This is a genomic window from Bacillus sp. MBGLi79 (assembly GCF_002953915.1).
This window is the reverse complement of the sequence record NZ_CP026521.1, coordinates 2,582,397-2,609,252: the sequence shown is the minus strand read 5'-3', so window position 1 is coordinate 2,609,252 and position 26,856 is coordinate 2,582,397. Positions and strand designations below refer to the sequence as shown.

Annotated in this window: 30 protein-coding genes; 29 read left to right on the top strand and 1 reads right to left on the bottom strand. The window is 43.7% G+C overall.

Translation table 11 applies throughout. The annotated features are described in order from the left end of the window. Positions 1-12 precede the first annotated feature (12 nt). Complete coding sequence (gene fni, locus C1T29_RS13030) at positions 13-1,062, top strand: type 2 isopentenyl-diphosphate Delta-isomerase (RefSeq protein WP_103749617.1); 1,050 nt, start codon at positions 13-15, stop codon at positions 1,060-1,062. Positions 1,063-1,104: 42 nt separating this feature from the next. On the opposite strand, the gene C1T29_RS13025 is transcribed toward fni, so the two are convergent. Continuing rightward, complete coding sequence (locus C1T29_RS13025; protein WP_003225499.1) at positions 1,105-1,236, bottom strand: YpzI family protein; 132 nt, start codon at positions 1,234-1,236, stop codon at positions 1,105-1,107. Positions 1,237-1,316: 80 nt separating this feature from the next. Between C1T29_RS13025 and C1T29_RS13020 the strand changes: the two genes are divergently transcribed. The 28 genes from C1T29_RS13020 to aroA all read left to right on the top strand — a co-directional run bounded on the left by C1T29_RS13020 (position 1,317) and on the right by aroA (position 26,721). After that, positions 1,317-1,916 (top strand): YphA family membrane protein, encoded by a 600-nt coding sequence (locus tag C1T29_RS13020; RefSeq protein ID WP_103749618.1) that lies wholly within the window; start codon positions 1,317-1,319, stop codon positions 1,914-1,916. Further along, positions 1,913-2,806, top strand: a complete 894-nt coding sequence (locus tag C1T29_RS13015; RefSeq protein WP_103749619.1) for a YIEGIA family protein — start codon at positions 1,913-1,915, stop codon at positions 2,804-2,806. The genes C1T29_RS13020 and C1T29_RS13015 overlap by 4 nt, the downstream gene beginning before the upstream one ends. Beyond that, positions 2,803-2,997, top strand: coding sequence for a capping complex subunit for YIEGIA (locus C1T29_RS13010; protein ID WP_004398137.1), 195 nt, complete (start codon positions 2,803-2,805; stop codon positions 2,995-2,997). The genes C1T29_RS13015 and C1T29_RS13010 overlap by 4 nt, the downstream gene beginning before the upstream one ends. A gap of 153 nt (positions 2,998-3,150) precedes the next feature. Next, positions 3,151-4,461 (top strand): ribosome biogenesis GTPase Der, encoded by a 1,311-nt coding sequence (gene engA / locus C1T29_RS13005; RefSeq protein WP_014480134.1) that lies wholly within the window; start codon positions 3,151-3,153, stop codon positions 4,459-4,461. A gap of 17 nt (positions 4,462-4,478) precedes the next feature. After that, a complete protein-coding gene (locus C1T29_RS13000; RefSeq protein WP_095431510.1) occupies positions 4,479-5,516 on the top strand; it encodes an NAD(P)H-dependent glycerol-3-phosphate dehydrogenase in 1,038 nt (345 codons plus the stop codon). 337 nt (positions 5,517-5,853) lie between these two features. After that, positions 5,854-6,057, top strand: coding sequence for a DUF2768 domain-containing protein (locus tag C1T29_RS12995; RefSeq protein WP_014664420.1), 204 nt, complete (start codon positions 5,854-5,856; stop codon positions 6,055-6,057). A 21-nt stretch (positions 6,058-6,078) separates the two neighbouring features. Further along, complete coding sequence (locus tag C1T29_RS12990; protein ID WP_069839214.1) at positions 6,079-6,813, top strand: hypothetical protein; 735 nt, start codon at positions 6,079-6,081, stop codon at positions 6,811-6,813. A gap of 182 nt (positions 6,814-6,995) precedes the next feature. Beyond that, entirely contained in the window at positions 6,996-8,474 is a 1,479-nt protein-coding gene (gene spoIVA, locus C1T29_RS12985) for a stage IV sporulation protein A (RefSeq protein ID WP_014664418.1), read from the top strand. A gap of 374 nt (positions 8,475-8,848) precedes the next feature. Continuing rightward, positions 8,849-9,127, top strand: coding sequence for a non-specific DNA-binding protein Hbs (hbs, locus tag C1T29_RS12980; protein ID WP_003153447.1), 279 nt, complete (start codon positions 8,849-8,851; stop codon positions 9,125-9,127). A 187-nt stretch (positions 9,128-9,314) separates the two neighbouring features. Beyond that, positions 9,315-9,887, top strand: coding sequence for a GTP cyclohydrolase I FolE (gene folE, locus C1T29_RS12975; protein WP_003225516.1), 573 nt, complete (start codon positions 9,315-9,317; stop codon positions 9,885-9,887). Between the two features lie 21 nt (positions 9,888-9,908). Beyond that, on the top strand, positions 9,909-10,136 hold the full coding sequence (gene mtrB / locus C1T29_RS12970) for a trp RNA-binding attenuation protein MtrB (protein WP_003230576.1): 228 nt from the start codon (positions 9,909-9,911) through the stop codon (positions 10,134-10,136). A 163-nt stretch (positions 10,137-10,299) separates the two neighbouring features. After that, positions 10,300-11,055, top strand: a complete 756-nt coding sequence (gene hepS / locus C1T29_RS12965) for a heptaprenyl diphosphate synthase component 1 (RefSeq protein ID WP_069839215.1) — start codon at positions 10,300-10,302, stop codon at positions 11,053-11,055. A gap of 6 nt (positions 11,056-11,061) precedes the next feature. Then, entirely contained in the window at positions 11,062-11,763 is a 702-nt protein-coding gene (gene menG, locus C1T29_RS12960; RefSeq protein WP_071580461.1) for a demethylmenaquinone methyltransferase, read from the top strand. A gap of 25 nt (positions 11,764-11,788) precedes the next feature. Next, entirely contained in the window at positions 11,789-12,751 is a 963-nt protein-coding gene (hepT, locus tag C1T29_RS12955) for a heptaprenyl diphosphate synthase component II (RefSeq protein ID WP_069839438.1), read from the top strand. A 115-nt stretch (positions 12,752-12,866) separates the two neighbouring features. After that, positions 12,867-13,316, top strand: a complete 450-nt coding sequence (gene ndk / locus C1T29_RS12950; protein WP_010886554.1) for a nucleoside-diphosphate kinase — start codon at positions 12,867-12,869, stop codon at positions 13,314-13,316. 236 nt (positions 13,317-13,552) lie between these two features. Further along, positions 13,553-14,323: a protein-glutamate O-methyltransferase CheR gene (cheR, locus tag C1T29_RS12945; RefSeq protein WP_103749620.1), complete on the top strand. Its 771-nt coding sequence runs from the start codon at positions 13,553-13,555 to the stop codon at positions 14,321-14,323. Positions 14,324-14,397: 74 nt separating this feature from the next. Continuing rightward, positions 14,398-15,570, top strand: a complete 1,173-nt coding sequence (gene aroC / locus C1T29_RS12940) for a chorismate synthase (protein ID WP_069839219.1) — start codon at positions 14,398-14,400, stop codon at positions 15,568-15,570. Further along, positions 15,570-16,658: a 3-dehydroquinate synthase gene (aroB, locus tag C1T29_RS12935; protein WP_069839220.1), complete on the top strand. Its 1,089-nt coding sequence runs from the start codon at positions 15,570-15,572 to the stop codon at positions 16,656-16,658. The genes aroC and aroB overlap by 1 nt, the downstream gene beginning before the upstream one ends. Further along, the gene (aroH, locus tag C1T29_RS12930; protein WP_014664409.1) at positions 16,655-17,038 is read left to right on the top strand and encodes a chorismate mutase; all 384 of its coding nucleotides are present in this window, start codon (positions 16,655-16,657) and stop codon (positions 17,036-17,038) included. Before aroB ends, aroH begins: the two co-directional genes overlap by 4 nt. A 216-nt stretch (positions 17,039-17,254) precedes the next feature. Beyond that, on the top strand, positions 17,255-18,802 hold the full coding sequence (trpE, locus tag C1T29_RS12925; RefSeq protein ID WP_071580466.1) for an anthranilate synthase component I: 1,548 nt from the start codon (positions 17,255-17,257) through the stop codon (positions 18,800-18,802). Next, entirely contained in the window at positions 18,774-19,790 is a 1,017-nt protein-coding gene (gene trpD, locus C1T29_RS12920; protein WP_103749621.1) for an anthranilate phosphoribosyltransferase, read from the top strand. The genes trpE and trpD overlap by 29 nt, the downstream gene beginning before the upstream one ends. Next, entirely contained in the window at positions 19,783-20,535 is a 753-nt protein-coding gene (trpC, locus tag C1T29_RS12915; protein ID WP_040082771.1) for an indole-3-glycerol phosphate synthase TrpC, read from the top strand. Before trpD ends, trpC begins: the two co-directional genes overlap by 8 nt. 4 nt (positions 20,536-20,539) lie before the next feature. Further along, positions 20,540-21,187: a phosphoribosylanthranilate isomerase gene (locus tag C1T29_RS12910; protein ID WP_014664405.1), complete on the top strand. Its 648-nt coding sequence runs from the start codon at positions 20,540-20,542 to the stop codon at positions 21,185-21,187. Next, on the top strand, positions 21,168-22,370 hold the full coding sequence (trpB, locus tag C1T29_RS12905) for a tryptophan synthase subunit beta (RefSeq protein WP_103749622.1): 1,203 nt from the start codon (positions 21,168-21,170) through the stop codon (positions 22,368-22,370). Before C1T29_RS12910 ends, trpB begins: the two co-directional genes overlap by 20 nt. Then, on the top strand, positions 22,363-23,166 hold the full coding sequence (gene trpA, locus C1T29_RS12900) for a tryptophan synthase subunit alpha (protein ID WP_014664403.1): 804 nt from the start codon (positions 22,363-22,365) through the stop codon (positions 23,164-23,166). The genes trpB and trpA overlap by 8 nt, the downstream gene beginning before the upstream one ends. 10 nt (positions 23,167-23,176) lie before the next feature. After that, on the top strand, positions 23,177-24,259 hold the full coding sequence (hisC, locus tag C1T29_RS12895; RefSeq protein WP_103749623.1) for a histidinol-phosphate transaminase: 1,083 nt from the start codon (positions 23,177-23,179) through the stop codon (positions 24,257-24,259). A gap of 48 nt (positions 24,260-24,307) precedes the next feature. Then, positions 24,308-25,423: a prephenate dehydrogenase gene (locus C1T29_RS12890; protein ID WP_103749624.1), complete on the top strand. Its 1,116-nt coding sequence runs from the start codon at positions 24,308-24,310 to the stop codon at positions 25,421-25,423. An 11-nt stretch (positions 25,424-25,434) separates the two neighbouring features. Beyond that, a complete protein-coding gene (gene aroA, locus C1T29_RS12885; protein WP_103749625.1) occupies positions 25,435-26,721 on the top strand; it encodes a 3-phosphoshikimate 1-carboxyvinyltransferase in 1,287 nt (428 codons plus the stop codon). Positions 26,722-26,856: the final 135 nt, after the last annotated feature.

Genomic DNA, 26,856 nt, shown 5'->3' with positions numbered 1-26,856 from the left:
CTGGTGATAAACGTGACTCGAGCAGAACGAAAAAGACAACACATCAATCATGCCTTGTCCACCGGCCAAAAGCGGGAAACAGGTCTTGATGATATTACGTTTGTTCACGTCAGTCTGCCCGATCTTGCATTAGAACAAGTAGATATTTCCACAAAAATCGGCGAACTTTTAAGCAGTTCGCCGATTTTTATCAATGCAATGACTGGCGGCGGCGGAAAACTTACATATGAGATTAATAAATCGCTTGCGCGAGCGGCTTCTCAGGCTGGAATTCCTCTTGCTGTGGGATCGCAAATGTCAGCATTAAAAGATCCATCAGAGCGTCTTTCCTATGAAATAGTTCGAAAGGAAAACCCAAACGGGCTGATTTTTGCCAACCTGGGAAGCGAGGCAACGGCTGCTCAGGCAAAGGAAGCAGTTGAGATGATTGGAGCAAACGCACTGCAGATCCACCTCAATGTGATTCAGGAAATTGTGATGCCTGAAGGAGACAGAAGCTTTAGCGGAGCACTGGAACGTATTGAACAAATTTGCAGTCATGTCAGTGTGCCAGTCATTGTGAAAGAAGTCGGATTCGGTATGAGCAAAGAATCGGCAGGGAAGCTGTATGAAGCTGGTGCTGCAGCTGTTGACATTGGCGGTTATGGGGGGACGAATTTCTCGAAAATTGAAAATCTCCGAAGGCAGCGGCAAATCACCTTTTTTAATTCGTGGGGCATTTCAACAGCTGCAAGTTTGGCGGAAATCCGCTCTGAGTTTCCCGCAAGCACCATGATCGCCTCTGGCGGCCTGCAGGATGCACTTGACGTGGCAAAGGCAATTGCGCTGGGAGCCTCTTGTACCGGAATGGCAGGGCATTTTTTAAAAGCGCTGACTGACAGTGGTGAGGAAGGACTGCTTGAGGAGATTCAGCTGATTCTTGAGGAATTAAAGATGATTATGACCGTGCTGGGCGCCAGTACGATTGCCGATTTACAAAAGGCGCCTCTTGTGATCAAAGGTGAAACTCATCATTGGCTCACAGAAAGAGGGGTCAATACATCAAGCTATAGTGTGCGATAAATGATAAAAGCCCAAAACCATATGTGGTTTGGGCTTTTCGTATTATGATTTTCGTTTTTTGAATCTTCCGTTTTGTTCAAGGCTTGTCGCTCCGTCATAGTGAATGGACTGGTCGCGGTCTGATTCGACTCTTCCTGAAGCTTTGAGTTTTTTTTCCTGTCTGTCTTTTCCCATGATCATACTCCTTAATTGTGAGAGAGATTGTTTAAAAAATGCGCTTTGACTCCATACTGGAAATATGGAGGAAGTGTAAAATGGAACAATTTTATTACTATTGGTCAATGTGGTTTCTGTGGGTTCTGACAACATTTATTATCCAAAAGACAAAAAGACGATTTGCCGTCTCTGTCTTTATTTTAACTAATATTATTCTTAGCATACATGACATCGCTTTATATTTTTCCCTTAACGCTGCATATATAATGTTTTTCGTTTGCGGGTGTGTCTATGCCGGGTATTTGGGAATGTATCGTTTCCGTTACATTCTAGTCTGTCTGACGCTTGTTGCCGCGTATGCGTTTGTTTATCTTTTTGCATTATATGACCCGGTTTGGTTCATCATAAAACCTGAGTGGGCTGCCGTTATATTAATAGTGCTTTTGACAGCTTCTGTTGAAAGGGATTTTGAGAAGCAGCTTGCCTTATTTGTCCTCGGAATGTGCCAAGGCGAACTTGTGTATTCATTTGTGATTCAAAAGTTGGCCGGGGCTTTGGCTGTCGGCGGCTTTCAATGGCTGAATGCGTGTTCTGCGGGGATGATATTGCTGTTTGGCATATCTAAATACGAACAGCTCGCAAGCCAGATTGGTCAGAAAAGCAAAAGATCAAACAAAGGAGCTACCAAAATGTCATGAGTGATTACATTTATCCGATTATTACGGGGGTCATCGCCGGTATTGCAACAAGGCTTTATATGCTGAAAACGGATTATCGCCAGTATCCGACCTATATTCATGGGAAAGTGATTCATATCGCACTGGGGATGATAGCGGCTGGTTTAGGTGCAATTATTATGCCGGCGCTTTTGCAGCAGGAATTTACGGCCATCACATTTTTAACGTTGGCAGCGACGCAATTTAGAGATGTTCGAAACATGGAGCGGAACACATTGACGCAAATGGATTCGTATGAACTTGTCTCGAGGGGAAGCACATATATTGAGGGGATTGCCATTGCGTTTGAAAGCAGAAATTATATTGTGATCTTTACAGCACTTTTGACAACCTCCGCGTATGTGTTTTTATCCATCTGGGCTGCAGTCATAGCGGCTGTCGTTTGTTTCTTACTGGCCATGAAATTTATGTCGGGCAGTGTGTTAAAGGATATTGTAGACATCGAGTACATAAAGCCGCGCTTTGATGGTCCGGGCTTGTTTGTTGATAATATTTATATGATGAATATCGGGCTTCCAGAGAAACAGGAGCTGATTTTAAAGCATGGCATGGGCTTTATTTTAACGCCAAAAAACTTTAATTCAGCAGCGACGATAGCCAATTTAGGGCAGCGTCAGGCGATTTTATTTGATGTTTCCAATGTGCTCGGGGTTTATCGAGATTCAGGAGAGCCGTCTCTGACCCCAATTGCAAAACGGGATTTAAATGACGGGAGAGTGGCAGTTTTTGTTCTGCCGCAAATTCACTACCCCGAAACGGCAGTACAGATTATTAGCAATGTTCCAACCCTGGAAAATGCGATTAGAATGCCGACAGAGTTTATCAAGAATCAGGATAAGGTGATAGGATGAGTGAATCTCTCACGAAAGTGATTTTGTCTGTGATTACGACAAATCGAAACCGGGCTGCAGGGGGAGCGCCTGTCTTTTTTTGCAATGACCAAAAGGAGATGGAGCTTTTCGCTAAAAATCTTGAGGCAATCCTTGATGGAATAGCGCATAGAATCGGAGATGACGTGTATTTGATCGTGAAACATTTTTAAGAATAGTTGTGATCCCGGTAAAAACTGATATAATAAATGAGTTAAGCCCTTCCTCTGAAGGGTTTCTTTTCATAAAAGTGAATGAAATGATTTTAATAACCGGTTGAAAATTTATGTAAAAATGAAAGCGGCTGGATCGAAAGGAAGGGTACTATGGGTAAACCTGTCGTAGCCATTGTCGGGAGACCAAATGTAGGAAAATCCACAATCTTTAACCGGATTGCGGGAGAAAGAATTTCAATAGTAGAAGATACCCCTGGCGTGACAAGGGATCGGATATACAGCTCGGCTGAATGGCTGAATTATGATTTTAATTTGATTGATACGGGCGGTATTGATATCGGTGATGAGCCGTTCTTAGCTCAAATTCGCCAGCAGGCTGAAATCGCCATGGATGAAGCGGACGTGATCATTTTTATGGTGAACGGCCGTGAAGGCGTAACAGCTGCTGATGAAGAAGTAGCGAAAATTTTGTACCGCACAAAAAAGCCTGTTGTTTTAGCGGTTAATAAACTGGATAACACAGAAATGAGAGCGAATATTTATGATTTTTATTCGCTAGGCTTTGGCGAGCCATATCCAATTTCGGGAACACACGGACTCGGACTGGGTGATTTACTGGATGCCGTTGCAGAGCATTTTAAAAACATTCCAGAAACGAAATACAATGAGGAAGTTGTTCAATTCTGTCTGATCGGACGTCCGAATGTCGGAAAGTCCTCACTTGTGAACGCCATGCTTGGCGAAGAACGCGTTATTGTCAGCAACGTGGCTGGAACGACAAGAGATGCTGTTGATACGTCATTTACTTACAACCAGCAGGAGTTTGTCATTGTCGATACTGCAGGTATGCGAAAAAAAGGGAAAGTCTATGAAACGACTGAGAAGTATAGTGTACTGCGGGCGCTGAAAGCGATTGACCGCTCAGAAGTCGTGGCGGTTGTGCTTGATGGCGAAGAAGGCATTATTGAACAGGACAAGCGTATCGCCGGTTATGCACACGAAGCGGGCAAGGCCGTCGTAATCGTCGTAAACAAATGGGATGCTGTTGACAAAGATGAGAGCACGATGAAAGAATTTGAAGAAAATATTCGCGATCATTTTCAATTTCTGGATTATGCGCCAATCCTATTTATGTCTGCCTTAACGAAAAAACGGATCCATACGCTGATGCCTGCGATTATCAAAGCAAGTGAAAATCATTCACTTCGAGTTCAAACGAATGTCTTAAATGATGTCATCATGGATGCTGTGGCAATGAATCCGACACCGACTCATAACGGTTCGCGTTTGAAAATTTACTATGCGACCCAAGTGTCGGTGAAGCCGCCAAGCTTCGTTGTGTTTGTAAATGATCCGGAATTGATGCATTTTTCATACGAACGGTTTTTAGAAAACCGAATCAGAGACGCGTTCGGTTTTGAGGGGACACCAATCAAAATATTTGCAAGAGCTAGAAAATAAAAAGGTGTGAATCAAACATGAAAAAAGTCACAATGCTTGGAGCGGGGAGTTGGGGAACAGCACTGGCTTTAGTTCTAACTGATAATGGAAATGAAGTGTGTGTGTGGGCTCACCGTGCAGATTTAATTCATCAAATTAATGAGTTGCATGAAAACAAGGATTATTTGCCGAATGTTAAGCTGTCTACATCCATTAAAGGAACAACAGATATGAAAGAGGCTGTTTCAGACGCAGATGTCATTATCGTTGCGGTTCCGACAAAAGCGATTCGGGAAGTGCTGAGGCAGGCTGTCCCTTTTATAACGAAAAAGGCAGTCTTTGTCCATGTCAGCAAGGGGATAGAGCCGGATTCACTCCTGCGCATTTCTGAAATTATGGAAGTAGAGCTTCCGAGTGATGTCAGAAAAGATATCGTTGTCCTTTCTGGTCCGAGTCATGCGGAAGAAGTAGGGCTGCGGCACCCCACAACTGTTACTGCATCTTCAAAAAGCATGAAAGCAGCGGAAGAGGTGCAGGATTTATTTATTAATCATAATTTTCGGGTGTACACAAATCCTGACGTTATCGGAGTTGAAATCGGAGGGGCTTTAAAAAATATTATCGCCCTTGCTGCAGGAATTACAGACGGTTTAGGGTACGGCGACAACGCCAAAGCTGCCTTGATTACACGCGGACTTGCCGAAATCGCGAGACTTGGAACGAAAATGGGCGGGAATCCCTTGACGTTCTCTGGATTGACAGGAGTAGGCGATCTAATTGTGACATGCACAAGTGTTCATTCCAGAAACTGGCGTGCGGGCAATTTGCTCGGAAAAGGGTACAAGCTTGAAGACGTTCTTGAAGAGATGGGAATGGTAGTCGAAGGCGTCCGAACGACGAAAGCGGCTTACCAGCTTTCGAAGAAATATGATGTCAAAATGCCGATTACAGAGGCGCTCCATCAGGTTCTATTCAACGGACAAAAAGTGGAAACCGCTGTTGAATCTTTAATGGCGAGAGGGAAAACCCACGAGATGGAGGATTTAGTAAATACGTTTGAAAATCAAGTGAAGTAAAAGTGTCAATCGTATAATGAATCGCATATCTTAATTGAACGAAAGCCCGAAAAACAGAAGAATACCCAAGTCTTGGGATCTCCTGAAACATTTTGCCGATTTAGGCAATAGAGGATGCATCTGTATGCCAAGTCGCATACTATAGCATCGAAGTCCAAGAGAGTGTTTCTTAAACGTGCAGGTGAATATAGTCAAGTTGACTGAAGCGAAGGTCCCCCTCTTTGCTTCAGTTTTTTTGTTCTATCAAAGGATGGAAAATCTGGTTGATCTTTTCCGGTGCTGTATATTAAAATAAAATATAACGCTTACATCATACATATCGGGGAGGCGCACGTCATTGAATCTGGCATTGATGAAAATGTGGTTTGCTCTAGGGTCCATGGGTTTGATGTTTCTGGCTGTCGCTTCCATCTATTTCAGTCGCTTTAAGTGCCAAAACCGTTTTTTGAAGATTACGATTTCATCATTCGCTTACATGTGTATGCTCATATCTGGAATTATTGTGTTTGTCGTGGTTTTTAGCGGCCCTGTCAATGAATAAAGCTGTAAAAGGAAGTGCTGTATGGGTAAACTGAAGTGCGCTATCATTTTTGCGGCAGTCGTGTTTTTATCCGGTTGTTTGTATCCGGATGAACGGAAAAGCAGTGTGCATGCCATTCCTTATCAAGACCAGCTGCAGCAGGTTCAGTCTGCTGTTGATGAATTTCAAAAGGCAAATGGAGGGCTGCTTCCAATTCAAACCAAAGATATGTCGACACCGCTATATCAAAAATATCCGATAGACTTTAACCGGTTAGCGCCAAGATACATAGCTGAACCTCCGAGTACGGCATATGAAAGCGGGGGAGACTATCAATACGTGCTTGTTGACGTAGAGAACGATCCGACTGTTAAATTAATTGATCTGAAGATGGCTGAAAAAATTCGCGATGTGAAATTGCGTATCCAAATGTACCGTCAGGAGCATCAATATCCGCCTTACAAGGATGTGCTATCACATGATTTATTTACACTCGATGAGAAGAAGCTGGGGGATGGAAGCTCTCTTACAGTGACAAGCCCAATCTCAGGGGATTCCTTGCCGCTTATGATTGATGGAGACGGAGAAATATATGCCGATTACCGGACTGAGCTGGCTTCTTGCCTGAAAAAAAACAAAAAAACGTTTAAACCCGGGACTGAAATCCAGGATATAATTTGGCAAGAAACCCCCTTTGTCCCCGCGTTTTCTGTGAAATATACGGTAAATGACAAGCAGGAACCTGTTTTTTTAGAAAATGATATGAAAAAGGAATGAACCTTTCTCCCTTGCATACAAATAGGGAGAAAGGTTTTTTTATACTTTAATAGATTGAGGATGAGAAATTTTCTAAAGATGTCATATTCAAATAGGACAACGTCATACACATATAGTGTCCTGTGTTTGATTGAAAGAGCTTAATAAAATTGATAAGGATAGGAAGTCCGGGAGGGGATCACTTGGAAAAGGTCGATATTTTCAAGGATATCGCTGAACGAACAGGAGGCGATATATACTTAGGAGTCGTAGGTGCTGTCCGTACAGGAAAATCCACGTTTATTAAAAAATTTATGGAGCTTGTGGTGCTCCCGAATATCAGTAACGAAGCAGACCGGGCCCGAGCGCAGGATGAACTGCCGCAAAGCGCAGCCGGCAAAACAATTATGACTACAGAGCCTAAATTTGTTCCGAATCAGGCGATGTCTGTTCATGTGTCAGACGGACTCGATGTGAATATAAGATTAGTAGATTGTGTAGGTTACACAGTGCCCGGCGCTAAAGGGTATGAAGATGAAAACGGGCCGCGGATGATCAACACGCCTTGGTACGAAGAACCGATCCCATTTCATGAGGCTGCTGAAATCGGCACACGAAAAGTCATTCAAGAACACTCGACCATAGGAGTTGTCATTACGACAGACGGCACCATTGGAGATATCGCCAGAAGTGACTATATAGAGGCTGAAGAAAGAGTCATTGAAGAGCTGAAAGAGGTTGGCAAACCCTTTATTATGGTCATCAACTCAGTCAGGCCATATCACCCGGAAACGGAGGCTATGCGCCAGGATTTAAGCGAAAAATATGATATCCCGGTATTGGCAATGAGTGTAGAGAGCATGCGGGAATCAGATGTGCTGAGTGTGCTCAGAGAGGCCCTCTACGAGTTTCCGGTGCTTGAAGTGAATGTCAATCTCCCAAGCTGGGTAATGGTGCTGAAAGAAAACCATTGGCTGCGTGAAAGCTATCAGGAGTCCGTGAAGGAAACGGTTAAGGATATTAAACGGCTCCGGGACGTAGACAGGGTTGTCGGCCAATTTAGCGAGTTTGAGTTCATTGAAAGTGCCGGCTTAGCCGGAATTGAGCTGGGCCAAGGGGTGGCAGAAATTGATTTGTATGCGCCTGATCATCTATATGATCAAATCCTGAAAGAAGTTGTGGGCGTTGAAATCAGAGGAAGAGACCATCTGCTTGAGCTCATGCAAGACTTCGCCCATGCGAAAACAGAATATGATCAAGTGTCTGAGGCCTTAAAAATGGTCAAACAGACGGGATACGGCATCGCAGCGCCTGCTTTAGCTGATATGAGTCTTGATGAGCCGGAAATTATAAGACAGGGCTCGCGATTCGGTGTGAGGCTGAAAGCTGTCGCTCCGTCGATCCATATGATCAAAGTTGACGTCGAAAGCGAATTCGCCCCGATTATTGGAACGGAAAAACAAAGTGAAGAGCTTGTACGTTATTTAATGCAGGACTTTGAGGATGATCCGCTCTCCATTTGGAATTCCGATATATTCGGAAGGTCACTGAGCTCAATTGTGAGAGAAGGGATTCAGGCGAAGCTGTCACTCATGCCTGAAAACGCACGGTATAAATTAAAAGAAACGTTAGAAAGAATCATCAACGAAGGCTCTGGCGGCTTAATCGCCATTATCCTGTAATACCGGTAGACCTCTTTATAGAATGGGAGGTCTTTTTTCTTTGCTCTTAATAATGGAAAAGGATCAAGGAATAGGATGAAAAAAGTAAAAAAAGGAATATTTGTTCGATAAATCACGTTAAATCCTTGACGAGCAAGGGATTGACGCTTTAAAATGCTTGATATGGCTTTTTATATGTGTTACTCTACATACAGAAATTCTTCACTTTGTTGGACAAACATTCCTCAGAGTGCAGTTTTTCTTAAAAAGCCGTTTAATTGTCTTTCTCTTGCCTGCTCTTATTTTTTTCTGAGACAGGTTTAGAATCAGACTGAACTGTGAAGAAATGATAATAAACGAACTGAATGTATTCCTTTTGGGAGGAGGTGAAAGGCATGAACAAAACAGAACTTATCAATGCGGTTGCAGAAGCAAGCGAATTGTCTAAAAAAGACGCTACAAAAGCAGTTGACTCTGTTTTTGATACGATCTTAGATGCACTTAAAAACGGTGATAAAATCCAACTGATCGGTTTTGGTAACTTCGAGGTGCGTGAACGTTCTGCACGTAAAGGACGCAACCCTCAAACAGGTGAAGAAATCGAAATTCCTGCAAGCAAAGTACCTGCTTTCAAACCAGGTAAAGCGCTTAAAGACGCAGTTGCCGGAAAATAATTGTGAATATAGATCGTGTATGCATCTAGCTTACATACACTTTATTTCTTCACAGAAAAGCCCCTTTCTAAGGGGCTTTTCATATTTCAAGAGCATGGGCTTCCTGACAGGGCATTCACTTTGCTTTTAGCGGGGCATGTGTGCTAGAATCGAAATTAAATGTATTCATTGGTGGAGGACATAGAACATGAAAGAAGTTAATAAAGAGCAAATCGAACAAGCTGTTCGTCAAATTTTAGAAGCGATCGGAGAAGACCCGAATAGAGAAGGGCTTCTTGATACTCCGAAAAGAGTCGCAAAGATGTATGCCGAAGTATTCTCCGGCTTGAATGAAGATCCAAAAGAACATTTCCAGACTATCTTCGGTGAAAACCATGAGGAGCTTGTTCTTGTAAAAGATATCGCGTTTCATTCTATGTGTGAGCATCACCTGGTTCCCTTTTATGGAAAAGCACATGTTGCATATATACCGCGAGGCGGAAAGGTCACAGGACTCAGCAAGCTGGCACGTGCCGTTGAAGCCGTTGCAAAGCGTCCGCAGCTTCAGGAACGCATCACTTCGACAATCGCGGAAAGCATCGTAGAAACGCTTGACCCGCATGGCGTAATGGTTGTGGTTGAAGCAGAACACATGTGTATGACGATGCGCGGTGTAAGAAAACCGGGTGCAAAAACTGTCACTTCAGCAGTCAGAGGCGTTTTTAAAGATGATGCCGCTGCCCGTGCAGAAGTACTGGAGCATATTAAACGTCAGGACTAATAAAGATAGAGGGTGCTATAAATGAATCAAAAGCATTCAAGTGATTTTGTCGTCATTAAAGCGGTTGAGGATGGAGTAAATGTGATCGGCCTGACAAGAGGAACAGACACAAAGTTTCACCATTCCGAAAAACTCGACAAGGGAGAAGTGATCATCGCTCAGTTTACAGAACATACTTCTGCCATCAAAGTCAGAGGAGAGGCACTGATTCAAACCGCGTACGGAGAAATGAAAAGCGAAAAAAAATAAGCTGGCTGTCCCCGCTGTTAAAAGCAAATGCTCGCAAACAGCGGGAGGATACAGCCAATTTCTTTTTTTTATGCTATAATGATATCTGCGTAAGCGAATGAAAAGATAAGACTCTTACATAGATTAAGAAATAAATGTGAATTTGGGGACAAGGGTGATATTTTTGCAAGACATCTACGGAACTTTAGCCAATTTGAACACAAAATTAAAACAAAAGCTGTCTCATCCTTATTTAGCGAAGCATATTTCTGCGCCGAAAATTGATGAGGATAAGCTTCTTCTTTTTCATGCTTTATTTGAAGAAGCAGACATAAAAAACAACGACAGAGAAAATTATATTGTAACAGCGATGCTTGTACAAAGCGCCCTTGATACCCATGATGAAGTGACGACAGCTAGAGTCATAAAACGAGACGAAAACAAAAACCGCCAATTGACTGTTCTCGCGGGCGATTATTTCAGCGGGCTGTACTACTCTTTACTATCTGAAATGAAGGATATCTACATGATTCGGACGCTTGCTACAGCTATCAAAGAAATCAATGAACATAAAATCCGCCTATATGACCGTTCTTTCAAGGACGAAAACGATTTTTTCGAAAGTGTCGGCATCGTTGAATCAGCTTTATTCCATCGTGTGGCAGAACACTTCAACCTTCCGCGCTGGAAAAAGCTGGCGAGTGATTTTTTTGTATTTAAGCGGCTTATGAACGGGAATGATACATTTCTGGACGTGATCGGCAGTTTTATACAGCTTGGAAAAACAAAAGAAGAGATATTAGAAGATTGTTTTAAAAAAGCGAAAAACAGCGTTGAGTCACTTTTGCCTCTAAATTCTCCTATTCAGAACATTTTATTAAACCGTCTGAAGACAATCAGCCAAGATCAAACCTATCATCAGAAAGTGGAAGAAGGGTAAACCATTATGCAGGACTCAAAAGAACAGCGCGTACACGGAGTATTTGAAAAAATATATAAAAACTATGACCAAATGAACTCTGTCATCAGTTTTCAGCAGCATAAAAAATGGCGCGATAAAACGATGCGCATCATGGATGTAAAAGAAGGCGCCAAAGCACTCGATGTATGCTGCGGAACGGCTGACTGGACGATCGCTCTTGCAAAAGCGGCCGGCAAAAGCGGCGAGATCAAGGGCTTGGATTTCAGTGAAAATATGCTGAGTGTCGGCCAGCAGAAAGTAAAAGACGGCGGATTCAGCCAAATCGAACTGCTGCATGGAAATGCGATGGAGCTTCCTTTTGATGATGATACATTTGATTATGTCACCATTGGCTTCGGACTCCGCAACGTCCCTGATTACTTAACTGTATTGAAAGAGATGAGACGTGTAGTGAAGCCGGGCGGCCAGGTTGTATGTCTGGAAACGTCTCAACCGGAAATGTTCGGATTCAGACAGGCTTACTTTATGTACTTTAAGTACATTATGCCGTTTTTCGGAAAACTGTTTGCGAAGAGCTATAAAGAATATTCTTGGCTTCAAGAATCAGCCAGAGAATTCCCTGGAATGAAGGAACTGGCAGGCCTGTTTGAAGAGGCGGGCTTGAAAAATGTTAAATATCATTCGTTTACTGGCGGAGTCGCTGCCACGCATATCGGATGGAAATGAAAACACAGATGTTTGGGTGAATGATATGAAATTTAAAATGGCCTACTCTTTTTTAAATGACGATATTGATGTAATCGAAAGAGAACTTGAACAAACCGTACGTTCCGATTATCCGCTTTTAAGCGAGGCGGGGCTTCACCTGCTGCAGGCCGGAGGGAAACGTATTCGGCCTGTTTTCGTACTGCTTTCAGGCATGTTTGGCGATTACGATATTAATAAGATTAAATATGTGGCTGTCACTCTGGAAATGATTCACATGGCATCTCTGGTTCATGATGATGTCATTGATGATGCGGAGCTTCGCCGAGGGAAACCGACAATCAAAGCAAAGTGGGACAATCGTATTGCGATGTACACAGGCGATTATATGCTTGCGGGATCTCTTGAAATGATGACGAGAATTAACGAACCGAAAGCCCATAGGATTTTATCGCAGACGATCGTTGAAGTTTGTCTAGGAGAAATCGAGCAGATCAAAGACAAATACAACATGGAACAAAATCTCAGAACATATCTCCGCCGTATCAAAAGAAAAACGGCTCTCTTGATCGCGGTCAGCTGCCAGCTCGGTGCCATTGCGTCTGGCGCTGATGAGAAGATTCATAAGGCGCTGTACTGGTTTGGATATTACGTCGGTATGTCTTACCAAATTATTGATGATATTCTTGATTTCACTTCAACTGAAGAAGAGCTGGGCAAACCCGTTGGAGGAGATTTGCTTCAAGGGAACGTCACATTGCCAGTGCTGTATGCCCTGAAAAATCCAACATTAAAGAACCAGCTTAAATTGATTAACAGTGAGACAACGCAGGAACAGCTTGAACCAATCATTGAAGAAATCAAAAAAACGGATGCCATTGAAGCATCTATGGCAGTAAGCGAAATGTATTTGCAGAAAGCTTTCCAGAAATTAAATACGCTTCCCAGAGGCCGCGCGCGCTCGTCTCTTGCAGCCATCGCAAAATATATTGGTAAAAGAAAATTTTAATTTTTGTAGATATTAAGAAATTTCTCCGCCCCGGATTGATTAATTATCAGAAAGATGTTACGATTTCGGTGTGCAGTGTGAAAGCCTATACATACATAATGATGGGGTGGAGAATATGATGGAAAAGACTTTTATCATGGTGAAACCAGACGGTGTCCAACGTCAGCTCATTGGGGACATTTTATCTAGATTCGAACGTAAGGGCTTACAATTAGCTGGTGCCAAGTTAATGAGAGTGACTGAACAAATGGCTGAGAAACACTACGCCGAACATCAAGGGAAGCCTTTCTTCGGAGAGCTCGTTGAGTTTATTACTTCAGGACCTGTATTCGCAATGGTGTGGGAAGGCGAAAATGTCATTGAAGTGACGAGACAGCTGATCGGAAAGACAAATCCTAAAGAAGCTTTACCTGGTACGATTCGGGGAGATTATGGCATGTTTGTCGGGAAAAACATCATCCACGGCTCTGATTCTCTCGAAAGTGCAGAACGCGAGATTAACATTTTCTTTAAGAATGAAGAATTAGTGTCATATCAGCAGCTTATGGCAGGCTGGATCTATTAATCATTGTGAAAATATGTAACAGAGCCGGCATTATTGAACGCCGCCGGTTTTTGAACTTTTTTGTAAAGGTTTACATTAAAGTGAATAAAGGGTTCAATGGCAGTGTGCATCAGACCTCTGCCTTTCCCAATGATCTAAAATCAGCTGAAAAGCTGATTTTTTTATTGAATTAATACAATTTCCTGATAAAACAAGCTATACTAGGACAAAAAGACAGCGAGACTGGGAGAGTAGAGATGGATACATACAGCGTTTTTACAACGAAATGGAAACAATTAACCGGAGTCGATTTGACACTATATAAAGAGTCACAAATGAAGAGAAGGCTAACATCACTTTATGAGAAAAAGGGGTTCCAAAGCTTTAAGGACTTTGCGGCGGCATTGGAAAAGGATCAAGCTCTCTTAAATGAAACATTGGACAGAATGACGATCAATGTTTCAGAATTTTATCGTAATTATAAAAGATGGGAAGTTCTTGAGACTGCAATTCTGCCGTTAATCAAGACCTCTAGACCTTTAAAGATTTGGAGTGCCGCCTGCTCAACAGGTGAGGAGCCATACACGCTTGCCATGCTTTTGGACCAGCAAAAAGGTCTTCCGGGCTATCAGATTTTGGCAACGGATATTGATGAAAAAGCATTGGAAAAAGCGAAAAAAGGCGTTTATCAGGAGCGGTCTTTACAGGAAGTGCCGTTATCAGTGAAGGATCGTTATTTTACTCAAAACACAAATGGAAGTTATGAAGTAAAACCGGGAATCAAAAAGAATATTACATTCAAAAAGCACAATCTACTGGCGGATCGTTATGAACAAGACTTTGACTTAATCGTGTGCCGCAATGTATTTATTTACTTTACAGAAAGCGCGAAGGAAGAGCTTTATTTAAAAATGGCACAAAGCTTGAAAAAGAATGGAGTTCTTTTTGTCGGCAGCACCGAACAAATCTTCAACCCTGAGAAATTCGGTCTGGCTCCAGCCGATACATTCTTTTATCAAAAAAGATAGACTGACTTTTTGCTGAAAAATATGTTATAGTAGTCTTACTTAAAAGCGTTAATGCGATGAAGGGAGAAGAAGTCATGAGATATTTAACAGCCGGAGAATCACACGGCCCCCAACTGACAACCATTATTGAAGGTGTGCCTGCCGGGCTTTACATAACGGAGGAAGATATCAATTTTGAGCTTGCCAGACGCCAAAAAGGCCACGGGCGCGGCCGTCGCATGCAGATCGAAAAAGACCAGGCCAAAATTATGAGTGGGGTGCGCCATGCGCGTACACTCGGCTCACCAATTGCTCTCGTTGTTGAAAATAACGATTGGAAGCATTGGACAAAAATCATGGGTGCCGCTCCGATTACAGAAGATGAAGAGAAGGAAATGAAGCGCCAAATTTCCAGACCGAGACCTGGGCACGCTGACTTAAATGGCGCGATTAAATATAATCATCGTGATATGAGAAATGTGCTTGAGCGCTCTTCAGCAAGGGAAACAACTGTCAGAGTGGCGGCAGGGGCTGTTGCTAAAAAGATTCTTTCTGAGCTCGGCATTAAGGTGGCGGGCCACGTGTTGCAAATTAGCGCAGTTAAAGCTGAAAAAACAGCATATACGTCAATTGAAGACCTGCAGCGTGTAACGGAGGAGTCTCCTGTCAGATGCTACGATGAAGAGGCAGGCAAAAAAATGATGGCTGCCATTGATGAAGCGAAGGCAAACGGAGATTCGATCGGCGGAATTGTGGAAGTCATTGTCGAGGGAATGCCAGTAGGTGTGGGCAGCTATGTCCATTATGACCGCAAACTGGACAGCAAGCTTGCTGCAGCTGTACTGTCAATTAACGCATTTAAAGGTGTTGAATTCGGGATCGGATTTGAGGCGGCAGGCCGAAATGGAAGTGAAGTCCATGACGAGATCATTTGGGACGAGGAAAAAGGCTACACCCGTGCCACCAACAGACTTGGAGGACTAGAAGGCGGCATGACAACAGGGATGCCGATTGTTGTCCGCGGAGTCATGAAGCCGATTCCGACTTTGTATAAACCGCTTAAAAGTGTCGATATTGAAACGAAAGAACCGTTTTCCGCCAGCATTGAACGTTCTGACAGCTGTGCTGTTCCTGCGGCAAGTGTAGTAGCTGAAGCGGCTGTCGCTTGGGAAATTGCGAACGCAGTCGTTGAACAATTCGGCTTAGATCAAATCGACCGCATTAGAGAAAATGTGGAGAATATGAGAAAACTGTCGAGGGAATTTTAATGAAGACACTGCATGTTCAAACTGCTTCTTCGTCGTATCCTGTTTTTATCGGACAAGGCATCAGAAAAAAGGCTTGCGATCTATTAACCTCCTTAAACAGGCCTTTAACAAGGATCATGCTTGTTACGGATGAAGAGGTGGACCGCCTGTATGGCGATGAAATGCTTCATTTGCTGCAAGAAAAGTGGCCTGTGAAAAAAGTGACGGTACCGAGTGGAGAGCAGGCGAAATCCATGGACATGTATACGAAATTGCAGAGTGAAGCGATTCGTTTTCATCTGGATCGCTCCTCTTGTATCATCGCATTCGGTGGCGGTGTTGTAGGGGATCTTGCCGGTTTTGTGGCTGCCACTTTTATGCGCGGCATTGATTTCATCCAAATGCCTACGACGCTCTTGGCGCATGACAGCGCAGTCGGAGGAAAAGTAGCCGTAAACCATCCGCTTGGAAAAAATCTAATCGGTGCGTTTTACCAGCCGAAAGCCGTGCTCTACGATACAGAATTCCTGCGTTCTCTGCCTGAAAAAGAACTTCGGTCCGGAATGGCAGAAGTGATAAAACACGCTTTTATCTATGACAGAGCGTTTCTGGAAGAGCTTCTGAATGTCCGCTCACTTCTTGATATCACTAATGATCAGCTGAATGACATGATTTTTAAAGGCATTTCAATTAAAGCGTCTGTCGTTCAGCAGGATGAAAAAGAAGAGGGGATAAGAGCTTACTTAAACTTTGGGCATACGCTCGGCCATGCCGTTGAGGCGGAATATGGCTACGGGCAAATCACTCACGGTGATGCAGTAGCCCTCGGAATGCAGTTTGCTTTATATATAAGCGAAAAGACTGCAGGCTGTGAAATGGACAGAAAACGTTTGGTCAGCTGGCTAAAACGTTTGGGTTATCCAAGTCAAATCAGAATAGAGACGGAAACTTCGGTTCTCTTGGACCGTATGATGAATGATAAGAAAACCCGAGGCGGCAAGATTCAGTTTATTGTGCTCAACGAATTAGGGAAAGTTGCTGATCACACATTTTCAAGAAATGAACTTGAGAGCTGGCTGAACAAATGGCGATTGGAGGAGACATCATGATGATTCGCGGAATTCGCGGAGCAACTACAGTTGAACGGGATACCGAAGAAGAAATTTTACAAAAAACAAAACAGCTGTTAGAGAAAATCATAGAAGAAAATCAAACAAAACCGGAAGATGTTGTTCAAATGCTTCTTTCGGCTACACCTGATTTGCACTCTGTTTTCCCGGCAAAAGCTGTTCGCGAGCTTTCAGGATGGCAGTATGTACCGGTAACATGTATGCAGGAAATGGACGTAACAGGCGGTCTGAAAAAGTGCATAAGAGTTATGATGACGGTCCAGACAGATGTCCCTCAGGATCAGATCAGACATGTATATTTAGAAAAAGCCGTCGTATTGAGGCCCGATTTATCATTGACAAAAAATACTGAATTGTAATACGATAAGAACAGCTTAGAAATACACAAGAGTGTGTATAAAGCGATTAGAATGAGTTGAGTTAGAGAATAGGGTAGCAGAGAATGAGTTTAGTTGAGCTGAGACATGCATGTTTATTCTACCCAAAAGAAGTCTTTCTTTTGGGTTTATTTGTTATATAATATTTTATCCTCTCATGCCATCTTCTCATTCTCCTTGCCATAAGGAGTGAGAACATTGAATTTCCAATCAAACATTTCCGCATTTTTAGAGGACAGCTTGTCCCACCACACGATACCGATTGTGGAGACCTTCACAGTCGATACACTGACACCCATTCAAATGATAGAGAAGCTTGACAGGGAGATTACGTATCTTCTTGAAAGCAAGGACGATACATCCGCTTGGTCAAGATATTCGTTTATCGGCCTGAATCCATTTCTCACAATTAAAGAAGAGCAGTGCCGTTTTGCTGCCGCTGATCAGGACAGCAAATCTCTTTACACGGGAAATGAACTAAAAGACGTACTGAACTGGATGAATGCCACATACAAAATCAAAACACCTGAGCTTGGCATTCCTTTTGTCGGCGGAGCTGTCGGGTACTTAAGTTATGATATGATCCCGCTGATTGAGCCTTCTGTTCCTTCGCATACAAAAGAAACAGAAATGGAAAAGTGTATGCTGTTTGTTTGCCGGACATTAATTGCGTATGATCATGAAACCAAAAACGTCCACTTTATCCAGTATGCAAGGCTCAATGGAGAGGAAACAGAAAACGAAAAAATTGATGTGTTCCATCAAAATCATCAAGAGCTCCAACATCTCGTCGAAAAAATGATGGACCAAAAAAACATAAAAGAGCTGTTTCTCTCTGTTGATTCATACAAGACACCCAGCTTTGAGACAGTATCTTCTAATTATGAAAAATCTGCTTTTATGGCTGATGTAGAAAAAATCAAAGGCTATATAAAAGCAGGAGATATCTTTCAGGGCGTTTTGTCACAGAAATTTGAGGTTCCGATAAAAGCAGATGCTTTTGAGTTATACCGAGTGCTTAGGATCGTCAATCCTTCTCCGTATATGTATTATATGAAACTGCAAGACAGAGAAATAGTCGGCAGTTCTCCGGAACGGTTAATCCACGTTCAGGACGGGCACTTGGAAATCCATCCGATTGCCGGTACGAGAAAACGCGGTGCAGACAAAGCCGAAGATGAGAGACTGAAAGTTGAGCTGATGAAGGATGAAAAAGAAAAGGCGGAGCATTACATGCTCGTTGATCTTGCCCGAAACGATATCGGCAGAGTAGCAGAGTATGGGTCTGTTTCTGTGCCGGAGTTCACAAAAATTGTCTCCTTTTCACATGTCATGCACATTATCTCGGTGGTTACAGGCCAACTGAAAAAAGGGGTCCATCCCGTTGATGCACTGATGTCTGCTTTCCCGGCGGGGACATTAACAGGAGCACCTAAAATCCGTGCCATGCAGCTTTTGCAAGAGCTCGAACCAACACCGAGAGAGACATACGGAGGGTGTATTGCCTACATTGGGTTTGACGGGAATATCGACTCTTGTATTACGATTCGCACGATGAGTGTAAAGAACGGTGTTGCATCGATACAGGCAGGTGCTGGCATTGTTGCTGATTCTGTCCCGGAAACCGAATACGAAGAAAGCTGTAATAAAGCCGGTGCGCTGCTGAAAACGATTCATATTGCAGAAGACATGTTTCATAGCAAGGAGGATAAAGCTGATGAACAAATTTCTACAATTGTGCGTTGACGGAAAAACCCTTACAGCCGGTGAGGCTGAAGCGCTGATGAATATGATGATGGCAGCGGAAATGACTCCTTCTGAAATGGGCGGTATATTGTCTATTCTTGCTTATCGGGGCGAGACGCCAGAAGAGCTTACGGGTTTTATGAAGGCAATGCGGGCACACGCTCTTACAGTCGATGGACTTCCTGATGTCGTTGATACATGCGGAACCGGGGGAGACGGTATTTCCACTTTTAATATCTCAACGGCATCGGCAATTGTTGCCTCGGCAGCTGGCGCGAAAATCGCTAAGCATGGCAATCGCTCTGTCTCTTCTAAAAGCGGGAGCGCTGATGTTTTAGAGGAGCTAGAGGTTTCAATTCAAACTACTCCTGAGAAGGTCAAATCAAGCATTGAAACAAATAATATGGGATTTCTATTTGCGCCGCTTTATCATTCGTCTATGAAACATGTAGCAGGTACTAGAAAAGAGCTAGGTTTCAGAACGGTATTTAATCTGCTCGGACCGCTAAGCAATCCTTTGCAGGCGCAGCGTCAGGTGATCGGGGTCTATTCCGTTGAAAAAGCTGGACTGATGGCAAGCGCACTAGAGTCATTTCAGCCGAAGCATGTCATGTTCGTATCAAGCCGTGACGGTTTAGATGAGCTTTCAATTACAGCACCGACTGACGTGATTGAATTAAAGGATGGAGAGCGCCGGGAATATACGGTTTCACCCGAAGATTTTGGTTTCGCAAATGGCAGACTTGAAGATTTACAGGTGCAGTCACCGAAAGAGAGCGCTTGTCTCATTCAGAATATTTTTGAAAATAAAAGCAGCAGTTCCGCTTTATCTATAACGGCTTTTAATGCGGGTGCTGCGATTTACACGGCGGGAATTACCGACTCACTGAAGGAAGGAACGGAGCTGGCCTTAGAGACGATTACAAGCGGAGGCGCAGCTGCGCAGCTTGAACGACTAAAACAGAAAGAGGAAGAGATCTATGCTTGAAAATATCATCAAACAAAAGAAAGAAGAAGTGAAAACGCTGGTTCTGCCGGTAGAGCAGCCTTTCGAAAAACGTTCATTTAAAGATGCGTTGGCAAGCCCGAATCGGTTTATCGGGCTGATTGCCGAAGTGAAAAAAGCATCACCGTCAAAAGGGCTGATTAAAGAGGATTTTGTCCCTGTGCGGATTGCAAAAGACTATGAAGCTGCGAAGGCAGATGCGCTTTCCGTTTTAACAGACACCCCGTTTTTTCAAGGGGAAAACAGCTATTTATCAGATGTAAAGCGCGCTGTTTCGATTCCTGTACTCAGAAAAGATTTTATTATTGATTCTCTTCAAGTGGAGGAATCAAGAAGAATCGGTGCGGATGCCATATTGTTAATCGGCGAGGTGCTTGACCCTTTACACCTCTATGAATTATATCTTGAAGCAGGCGAAAAGGGGATGGACGTGTTAGTGGAGGTTCATGATGCATCAACGCTAGAACAAATATTGAAAGTGTTCACACCTGATATTCTCGGTGTAAATAACCGAAACCTAAAGACGTTTGAAACATCTGTAAAGCAGACAGAACAAATCGCATCTCTCGTTCCGAAAGAATCTCTGCTTGTCAGCGAAAGCGGAATCGGTTCTTTAGAACATTTAACATTTGTCAACGAACATGGGGCGCGAGCTGTACTTATCGGTGAATCATTGATGAGACAAACTTCTCAGCGAAAAGCAATCCATGCTTTGTTTGGGGAGTGAGGTTGTGGAGAAACCGGCATTAAAATATTGCGGTATTCGGTCACTAAAGGATTTGCAGCTTGCGGCGCAATCACAGGCTGACTATCTTGGCTTTATATTTGCTGAAAGCAAACGAAAAGTATCTCCGCAAGATGTGAAAAAGTGGCTGAACCAGGTTCGTGTCGAAAAAAAAGTTGCAGGTGTTTTTGTTAATGAATCAATAGAGAGGATGTCACGCATTGCTAAGGACTTGAAGCTTGACGTCATTCAACTTCATGGTGATGAAAACCCGGCGGATGCTGATGCGCTTCGCAAGCTGACAGATTGTGAAATTTGGAAGGCGCTTCACCATCATCATAATACAACTCAAGAAATAGCCCGCTTTATAGATAATGTGGACGGCTTTGTGATTGATTCATCTGTAAAAGGGGCTAGAGGCGGAACTGGTGTTGCATTTTCATGGGATTGTGTTCCGGAATATCAGCGGGCGGTGATTGGTAAACGCTGCTTTATCGCTGGCGGCGTGAATCCGGATAGCGTCACAGGACTATTGAAATGGCAGCCGGCAGGAATTGACCTTGCCAGCGGAATTGAAAAAAATGGGCAAAAAGATAAAAATCTGATGAGGCTTTTAGAAGAAAGGATGAACCGATATGTATCCATATCCGAATGAAATAGGCAGATACGGTGATTTTGGCGGGAAGTTTGTTCCGGAAACACTCATGCAGCCGTTAGATGAAATAGAGACAGCATTTAAACAAATCAAGGATGATCCTGTTTTTCGTGAAGAATATTATAAGCTGTTAAAGGACTATTCCGGACGGCCGACTGCATTAACATATGCTGATCGAGTCACTGAATACTTAGGCGGCGCGAAAATCTATTTGAAACGAGAAGATTTAAACCATACAGGTTCCCATAAAATCAATAATGCGTTAGGCCAAGCGCTGCTTGCTAAAAAAATGGGCAAAACGAAAATCATTGCTGAAACGGGCGCCGGACAGCACGGCGTTGCCGCTGCAACAGTCGCAGCCAAATTCGGTTTTTCGTGCATTGTGTTTATGGGCGAAGAGGATGTTGCCCGCCAGTCTCTGAACGTTTTTCGCATGAAGCTTCTTGGTGCGGAAGTAGTGCCTGTAACAAGCGGGAACGGAACATTGAAGGATGCTACAAATGAGGCGATCCGTTACTGGGTTCAGCATTGCGAGGATCATTTTTACATGATTGGATCAGTTGTCGGTCCGCACCCTTATCCGCAAGTGGTCCGCGAATTTCAAAAAATGATCGGAGAGGAAGCGAAGGATCAGCTGAAACGTATTGAAGGCACTCTGCCTGATAAAGTAGTGGCATGTGTAGGCGGAGGAAGCAATGCGATGGGTATGTTTCAGGCATTTTTAAACGAAGATGTTGAACTGATCGGAGCTGAAGCTGCAGGAAAAGGAATAGATACTCCTCTTCATGCCGCTACTATTTCGAAAGGTACCGTAGGGGTTATTCACGGTTCATTGACATATCTCATTCAGGATGAGTTCGGGCAGATAATTGAGCCTTACTCTATTTCAGCAGGTCTCGACTATCCGGGGATCGGTCCTGAGCACGCTTACTTGCATAAGAGCGGCCGTGTCACTTATGACAGTATCACAGATGAAGAAGCGGTGAATGCATTAAAGCTCTTGTCAGAAAAAGAGGGGATTTTGCCGGCAATCGAATCTGCCCATGCGTTAGCGAAGGCATTCAAACTCGCCAAAGGAATGGATCGCGGTCAAATCATTCTCGTTTGTTTATCAGGACGGGGAGATAAGGATGTCAACACATTAATGAATGTAATGAAAAATGAGGTGAAAGCCCATGTTTAAATTAGATCTTCAACCATCAGAAAAATTGTTTATCCCGTTTATTACGGCTGGCGATCCAGTGCCTGAGGTTTCGATTGAACTGGCGAAGTCTCTCCAAAAAGCAGGCGCCACAGCACTGGAGCTTGGTGTTCCATACTCTGACCCGCTTGCAGACGGCCCGGTGATACAGCGGGCTTCAAAGCGGGCGCTTGATCAAGGAATGAATATCGTAAAGGCAATCCAATTAGGCGGAGAAATGAAAAAAAACGGAGTGAATATTCCGATTATCCTCTTTACGTATTATAATCCTGTGTTACAATTGAACAAAGAATACTTTTTCGCTTTACTGCGGGAAAATCATATTGACGGTCTGCTTGTTCCGGATCTGCCACTAGAAGAAAGCGCCAGCCTTCAAGAGGAGTGTAAAAGCCATGAGGTGACGTATATTTCTTTGGTTGCGCCGACAAGTGAAAGCCGTTTGAAAACCATTATTGAACAAGCCGAGGGTTTCGTCTACTGTGTATCTTCTCTGGGTGTGACCGGTGTCCGCAATGAGTTCAATTCATCCGTGTACCCGTTCATTCGGACTGTGAAGGATCTCAGCACTGTTCCGGTCGCTGTAGGGTTCGGTATATCAAACCGTGAACAGGTCCTAAAGATGAATGAAATTTGTGACGGTGTCGTAGTAGGAAGTGCGCTCGTCAGAAAGATAGAAGAATTAAAGGACCGGCTCACCAGCGCTGAAAAGAGAAAACAAGCGCTGCAGGAATTTGAGGAGTACGCAATGGCGTTTGGCGGCTTGTACAGTTTAAAATGAGGTGACTGATTTGCGTATCAAAGAACATTTAAAACAGCTGAAGCCTTATCAGCCCGGTAAGCCGATCGAAGCAGTGAAATCAGAATATGGCTTGGATAAAGTTGTGAAGCTTGCTTCAAACGAGAATCCGTACGGCTGTTCGGAGGCTGCAAAAGAGGCGCTTCATCATGAGATTCAACAGCTTGCCCTTTACCCAGACGGGTATAGCGCCGCTTTGCGGACAAGGCTCAGTAAGCACCTCAATGTCAGCGAAACATCACTTATTTTCGGCAACGGTTCTGATGAAATCATTCAAATCATCTGCCGGGCATTTTTAAACGATAAAACAAACACGGTTACTGCTGCCCCCACTTTTCCGCAATATAAACATAATGCGGTCATTGAAGGTGCTGAAGTACGTGAAATCGCACTTCGTCCTGACGGCTCACATGATCTAGACGCCATGTTAGAAGCGATCGACGAACAGACACAAGTCGTTTGGATATGCAGCCCGAATAATCCGACTGGCACTTATACATCTGAAGGAGAATTACTCGCATTTCTGGAGTGCGTTCCTTCACGTGTCCTTGTCGTTCTTGACGAAGCATATTATGAATATGTAACAGCCGAGGATTACCCGGAAACCGTGCCGCTCTTAAGCAAGTATTCCAATTTGATGATTTTGCGCACATTTTCAAAAGCATATGGTCTGGCAGCGCTCAGAGTCGGATACGGAATTGCTGACGAGAACCTGATTCGCCAGATTGAGCCGGCGAGAGAGCCGTTTAATACGAGCCGTCTGGGCCAGGCTGCGGCGATCGCAGCACTTGATGATCAAGCGTTTATTGCTTCATGTGTCGAGCAAAACAATGCAGGCCTTCAGCAGTATTATGATTTTGCGAAGACTCATGGTTTAAAGTGCTACCCTTCACAGACAAATTTTGTGTTAATGGACTTTAAACGCCCTGCTGATGAACTGTTTCAGGCTCTGCTTGAAAAAGGCTATATCGTCCGGTCAGGAAATGCGTTAGGTTTCCCGACATCACTCCGGATTACGATCGGAACAAAAGAGCAAAACGAAGAAATACTTGCCATTTTAGCTGAAATTTTATAAGAGGTGATCAAATGTCACCTCTTTAGTCTATAAACCAGGTGATGACGTATGAATCGAATGAAAGATACAATATTGCTCGCCGGTCTCGGATTGATAGGCGGTTCGATTGCGCTAGCGATCAAAAAAAATCACCCCGGCAAACGGATTATCGGAATCGATATCTCTGATGAACAGGCGGTTGCGGCATTAAAGTTAGGTGTGATAGACGATCGTGCTGATTCGTTTATTAGCGGTGCGAAAGAGTCGTCTACAGTCATCATTGCGACACCAGTCGAACAAACGCTGGTTATGCTTGAAGAGCTGGCTCATTCAGGAATTGAACACGAGCTTTTGATTACAGATGTGGGAAGCACAAAGCAAAAAGTGGTTGATTATGCTGATCAAGTGCTGCCTAGCAGCTATCAATTTGTCGGAGGGCATCCGATGGCGGGTTCACATAAATCAGGGGTGGCCGCTGCGAAAGAATTCCTATTTGAAAATGCATTTTATATTTTAACACCAGGCCAGAAAACGGATAGACGAGCGGTAGAACGATTGAAAAACCTGCTGAAGGGGACAAATGCCCATTTTGTGGAAATGTCACCAGAGGAACATGATGGCGTCACGAGTGTTATTAGTCATTTTCCGCATATTGTTGCAGCAAGCCTTGTTCACCAAACCCATCATTCCGAAGACCTTTATCCGCTTGTTAAGCGTTTTGCTGCCGGCGGGTTCAGAGATATTACAAGGATTGCATCGAGCAGCCCGGCCATGTGGCGGGATATTCTGCTACATAATAAAGATAAAATTTTGGATCGTTTTGATGAGTGGATTCGTGAAATTGACAAGATCCGTACATATGTAGAACAAGAAGATGCAGAAAATCTATTTCGTTATTTTAAAACAGCTAAGGATTATCGCGACGGGCTGCCGCTTCGGCAGAAGGGAGCGATACCGGCATTTTATGATTTATACGTGGATGTTCCCGATCATCCGGGTGTGATATCCGAGATAACGGCGATCTTAGCTGCGGAGCGCATCAGCATCACGAATATCCGCATTATTGAAACACGAGAGGATATTAACGGGATTTTAAGGATCAGTTTTCAGTCTGATGACGACCGCAAACGGGCAGAACAATGCATTGAAGCCCGGGCGGAATATGAAACTTTTTATGCTGATTGAGGTGGAAAAAAATGAAACTAGAAAAGGTGCAGGCTTTACACGGAGAAATACATATTCCCGGTGATAAATCCATTTCTCACCGCTCTGTTATGTTTGGCGCGTTAGCGACAGGCACAACAACAGTTAAAAACTTTCTGCCGGGAGCAGATTGTCTGAGCACAATCGATTGTTTTAGAAAAATGGGTGTTCAAATTGAGCAAAGCGGCAGCGATGTCGTGATTCACGGAAAAGGAATCGATGCCCTGAAAGAGCCAGAAAGCCTTTTAGATGTCGGAAATTCAGGGACAACAATTCGCCTGATGCTCGGAATATTGGCGGGTCGTCCTTTTTACAGCGCGGTAGCAGGAGATGAGAGCATTGCGAAGCGTCCAATGAAGCGTGTTACTGAGCCTTTGAAAAAAATGGGGGCTAAAATCGACGGCAGAGCCGGTGGAGAATTTACACCGCTGTCAGTGAGCGGCGCCTCATTAAAAGGCATTGAGTATGTATCACCTGTTGCAAGCGCGCAAATTAAATCTGCTGTTTTGCTGGCCGGATTACAGGCTGCGGGCACAACAACTGTCACAGAGCCCCATAAATCCCGCGACCACACTGAGCGGATGCTCTCTGCTTTTGGCGTTAAGCTTTCTGAAGATCAAACAAGTGTTTCCATTGATGGAGGCCAGAAACTGACAGCTGCTGATATTTTTGTTCCTGGAGACATTTCTTCAGCCGCGTTTTTCCTTGCTGCTGGCGCAATGGTTCCAAACAGCAGAATTGTATTGAAAAACGTTGGGTTAAATCCGACTCGGACAGGTATTATTGATGTCCTTCAAAACATGGGGGCAAAACTTGAAATTAAACCATCTGCTGACAGCAGTGCAGAGCCTTATGGAGATTTGATTATAGAAACGTCATCTCTCAAAGCAGTTGAAATCGGAGGAGATATCATTCCGCGTTTAATTGATGAAATCCCTATTATCGCGCTTCTTGCGACTCAGGCGGAAGGAACGACCGTTATTAAGGACGCGGCAGAGCTTAAAGTGAAAGAAACAAACCGCATTGACACTGTTGTTTCTGAACTTCGCAAGCTAGGTGCTGAAATTGAACCGACAGCAGATGGAATGAAGGTTTATGGCAAACAAACGCTGAAAGGCGGCGCAGCAGTGTCCAGCCACGGAGATCATCGAATCGGAATGATGCTTGGTATTGCTTCCTGTATAACAGAGGAGCCGATTGACATCGAGCACACGGATGCCATTCACGTTTCTTATCCAACCTTCTTCGAACATTTAAATAAGCTTTCCAAAAAATCCTGAAGTTTTACTTCAGGATTTTTTTTGCAGATTGACTGGAAGAATCATAATTCGAGGCAAAAAAACATAGCTTGTCTTATAGAGAGGAAAGAAAAACGAAAAGGGGGGATGCGCTTTACTGACAAGCCGGCAGGTCAA

Coding starts and splice junctions, on each gene's coding strand:
- C1T29_RS12890 (WP_103749624.1), top strand. CDS start 24,308: ATGAATCGAATGAAAGATACAATATTGCTCGCCGGTCTCGGATTGATA.
- trpB (WP_103749622.1), top strand. CDS start 21,168: ATGTATCCATATCCGAATGAAATAGGCAGATACGGTGATTTTGGCGGG.
- aroA (WP_103749625.1), top strand. CDS start 25,435: ATGAAACTAGAAAAGGTGCAGGCTTTACACGGAGAAATACATATTCCC.
- C1T29_RS13015 (WP_103749619.1), top strand. CDS start 1,913: ATGAGTGATTACATTTATCCGATTATTACGGGGGTCATCGCCGGTATT.
- trpD (WP_103749621.1), top strand. CDS start 18,774: ATGAACAAATTTCTACAATTGTGCGTTGACGGAAAAACCCTTACAGCC.
- engA (WP_014480134.1), top strand. CDS start 3,151: ATGGGTAAACCTGTCGTAGCCATTGTCGGGAGACCAAATGTAGGAAAA.
- cheR (WP_103749620.1), top strand. CDS start 13,553: ATGGATACATACAGCGTTTTTACAACGAAATGGAAACAATTAACCGGA.
- menG (WP_071580461.1), top strand. CDS start 11,062: ATGCAGGACTCAAAAGAACAGCGCGTACACGGAGTATTTGAAAAAATA.
- C1T29_RS13020 (WP_103749618.1), top strand. CDS start 1,317: ATGGAACAATTTTATTACTATTGGTCAATGTGGTTTCTGTGGGTTCTG.
- aroC (WP_069839219.1), top strand. CDS start 14,398: ATGAGATATTTAACAGCCGGAGAATCACACGGCCCCCAACTGACAACC.
- trpC (WP_040082771.1), top strand. CDS start 19,783: ATGCTTGAAAATATCATCAAACAAAAGAAAGAAGAAGTGAAAACGCTG.
- hbs (WP_003153447.1), top strand. CDS start 8,849: ATGAACAAAACAGAACTTATCAATGCGGTTGCAGAAGCAAGCGAATTG.
- ndk (WP_010886554.1), top strand. CDS start 12,867: ATGATGGAAAAGACTTTTATCATGGTGAAACCAGACGGTGTCCAACGT.
- aroB (WP_069839220.1), top strand. CDS start 15,570: ATGAAGACACTGCATGTTCAAACTGCTTCTTCGTCGTATCCTGTTTTT.
- mtrB (WP_003230576.1), top strand. CDS start 9,909: ATGAATCAAAAGCATTCAAGTGATTTTGTCGTCATTAAAGCGGTTGAG.
- aroH (WP_014664409.1), top strand. CDS start 16,655: ATGATGATTCGCGGAATTCGCGGAGCAACTACAGTTGAACGGGATACC.
- C1T29_RS13000 (WP_095431510.1), top strand. CDS start 4,479: ATGAAAAAAGTCACAATGCTTGGAGCGGGGAGTTGGGGAACAGCACTG.
- hepT (WP_069839438.1), top strand. CDS start 11,789: ATGAAATTTAAAATGGCCTACTCTTTTTTAAATGACGATATTGATGTA.
- C1T29_RS13010 (WP_004398137.1), top strand. CDS start 2,803: ATGAGTGAATCTCTCACGAAAGTGATTTTGTCTGTGATTACGACAAAT.
- folE (WP_003225516.1), top strand. CDS start 9,315: ATGAAAGAAGTTAATAAAGAGCAAATCGAACAAGCTGTTCGTCAAATT.
- C1T29_RS12990 (WP_069839214.1), top strand. CDS start 6,079: ATGGGTAAACTGAAGTGCGCTATCATTTTTGCGGCAGTCGTGTTTTTA.
- C1T29_RS13025 (WP_003225499.1), bottom strand. CDS start 1,236: ATGGGAAAAGACAGACAGGAAAAAAAACTCAAAGCTTCAGGAAGAGTC.
- trpA (WP_014664403.1), top strand. CDS start 22,363: ATGTTTAAATTAGATCTTCAACCATCAGAAAAATTGTTTATCCCGTTT.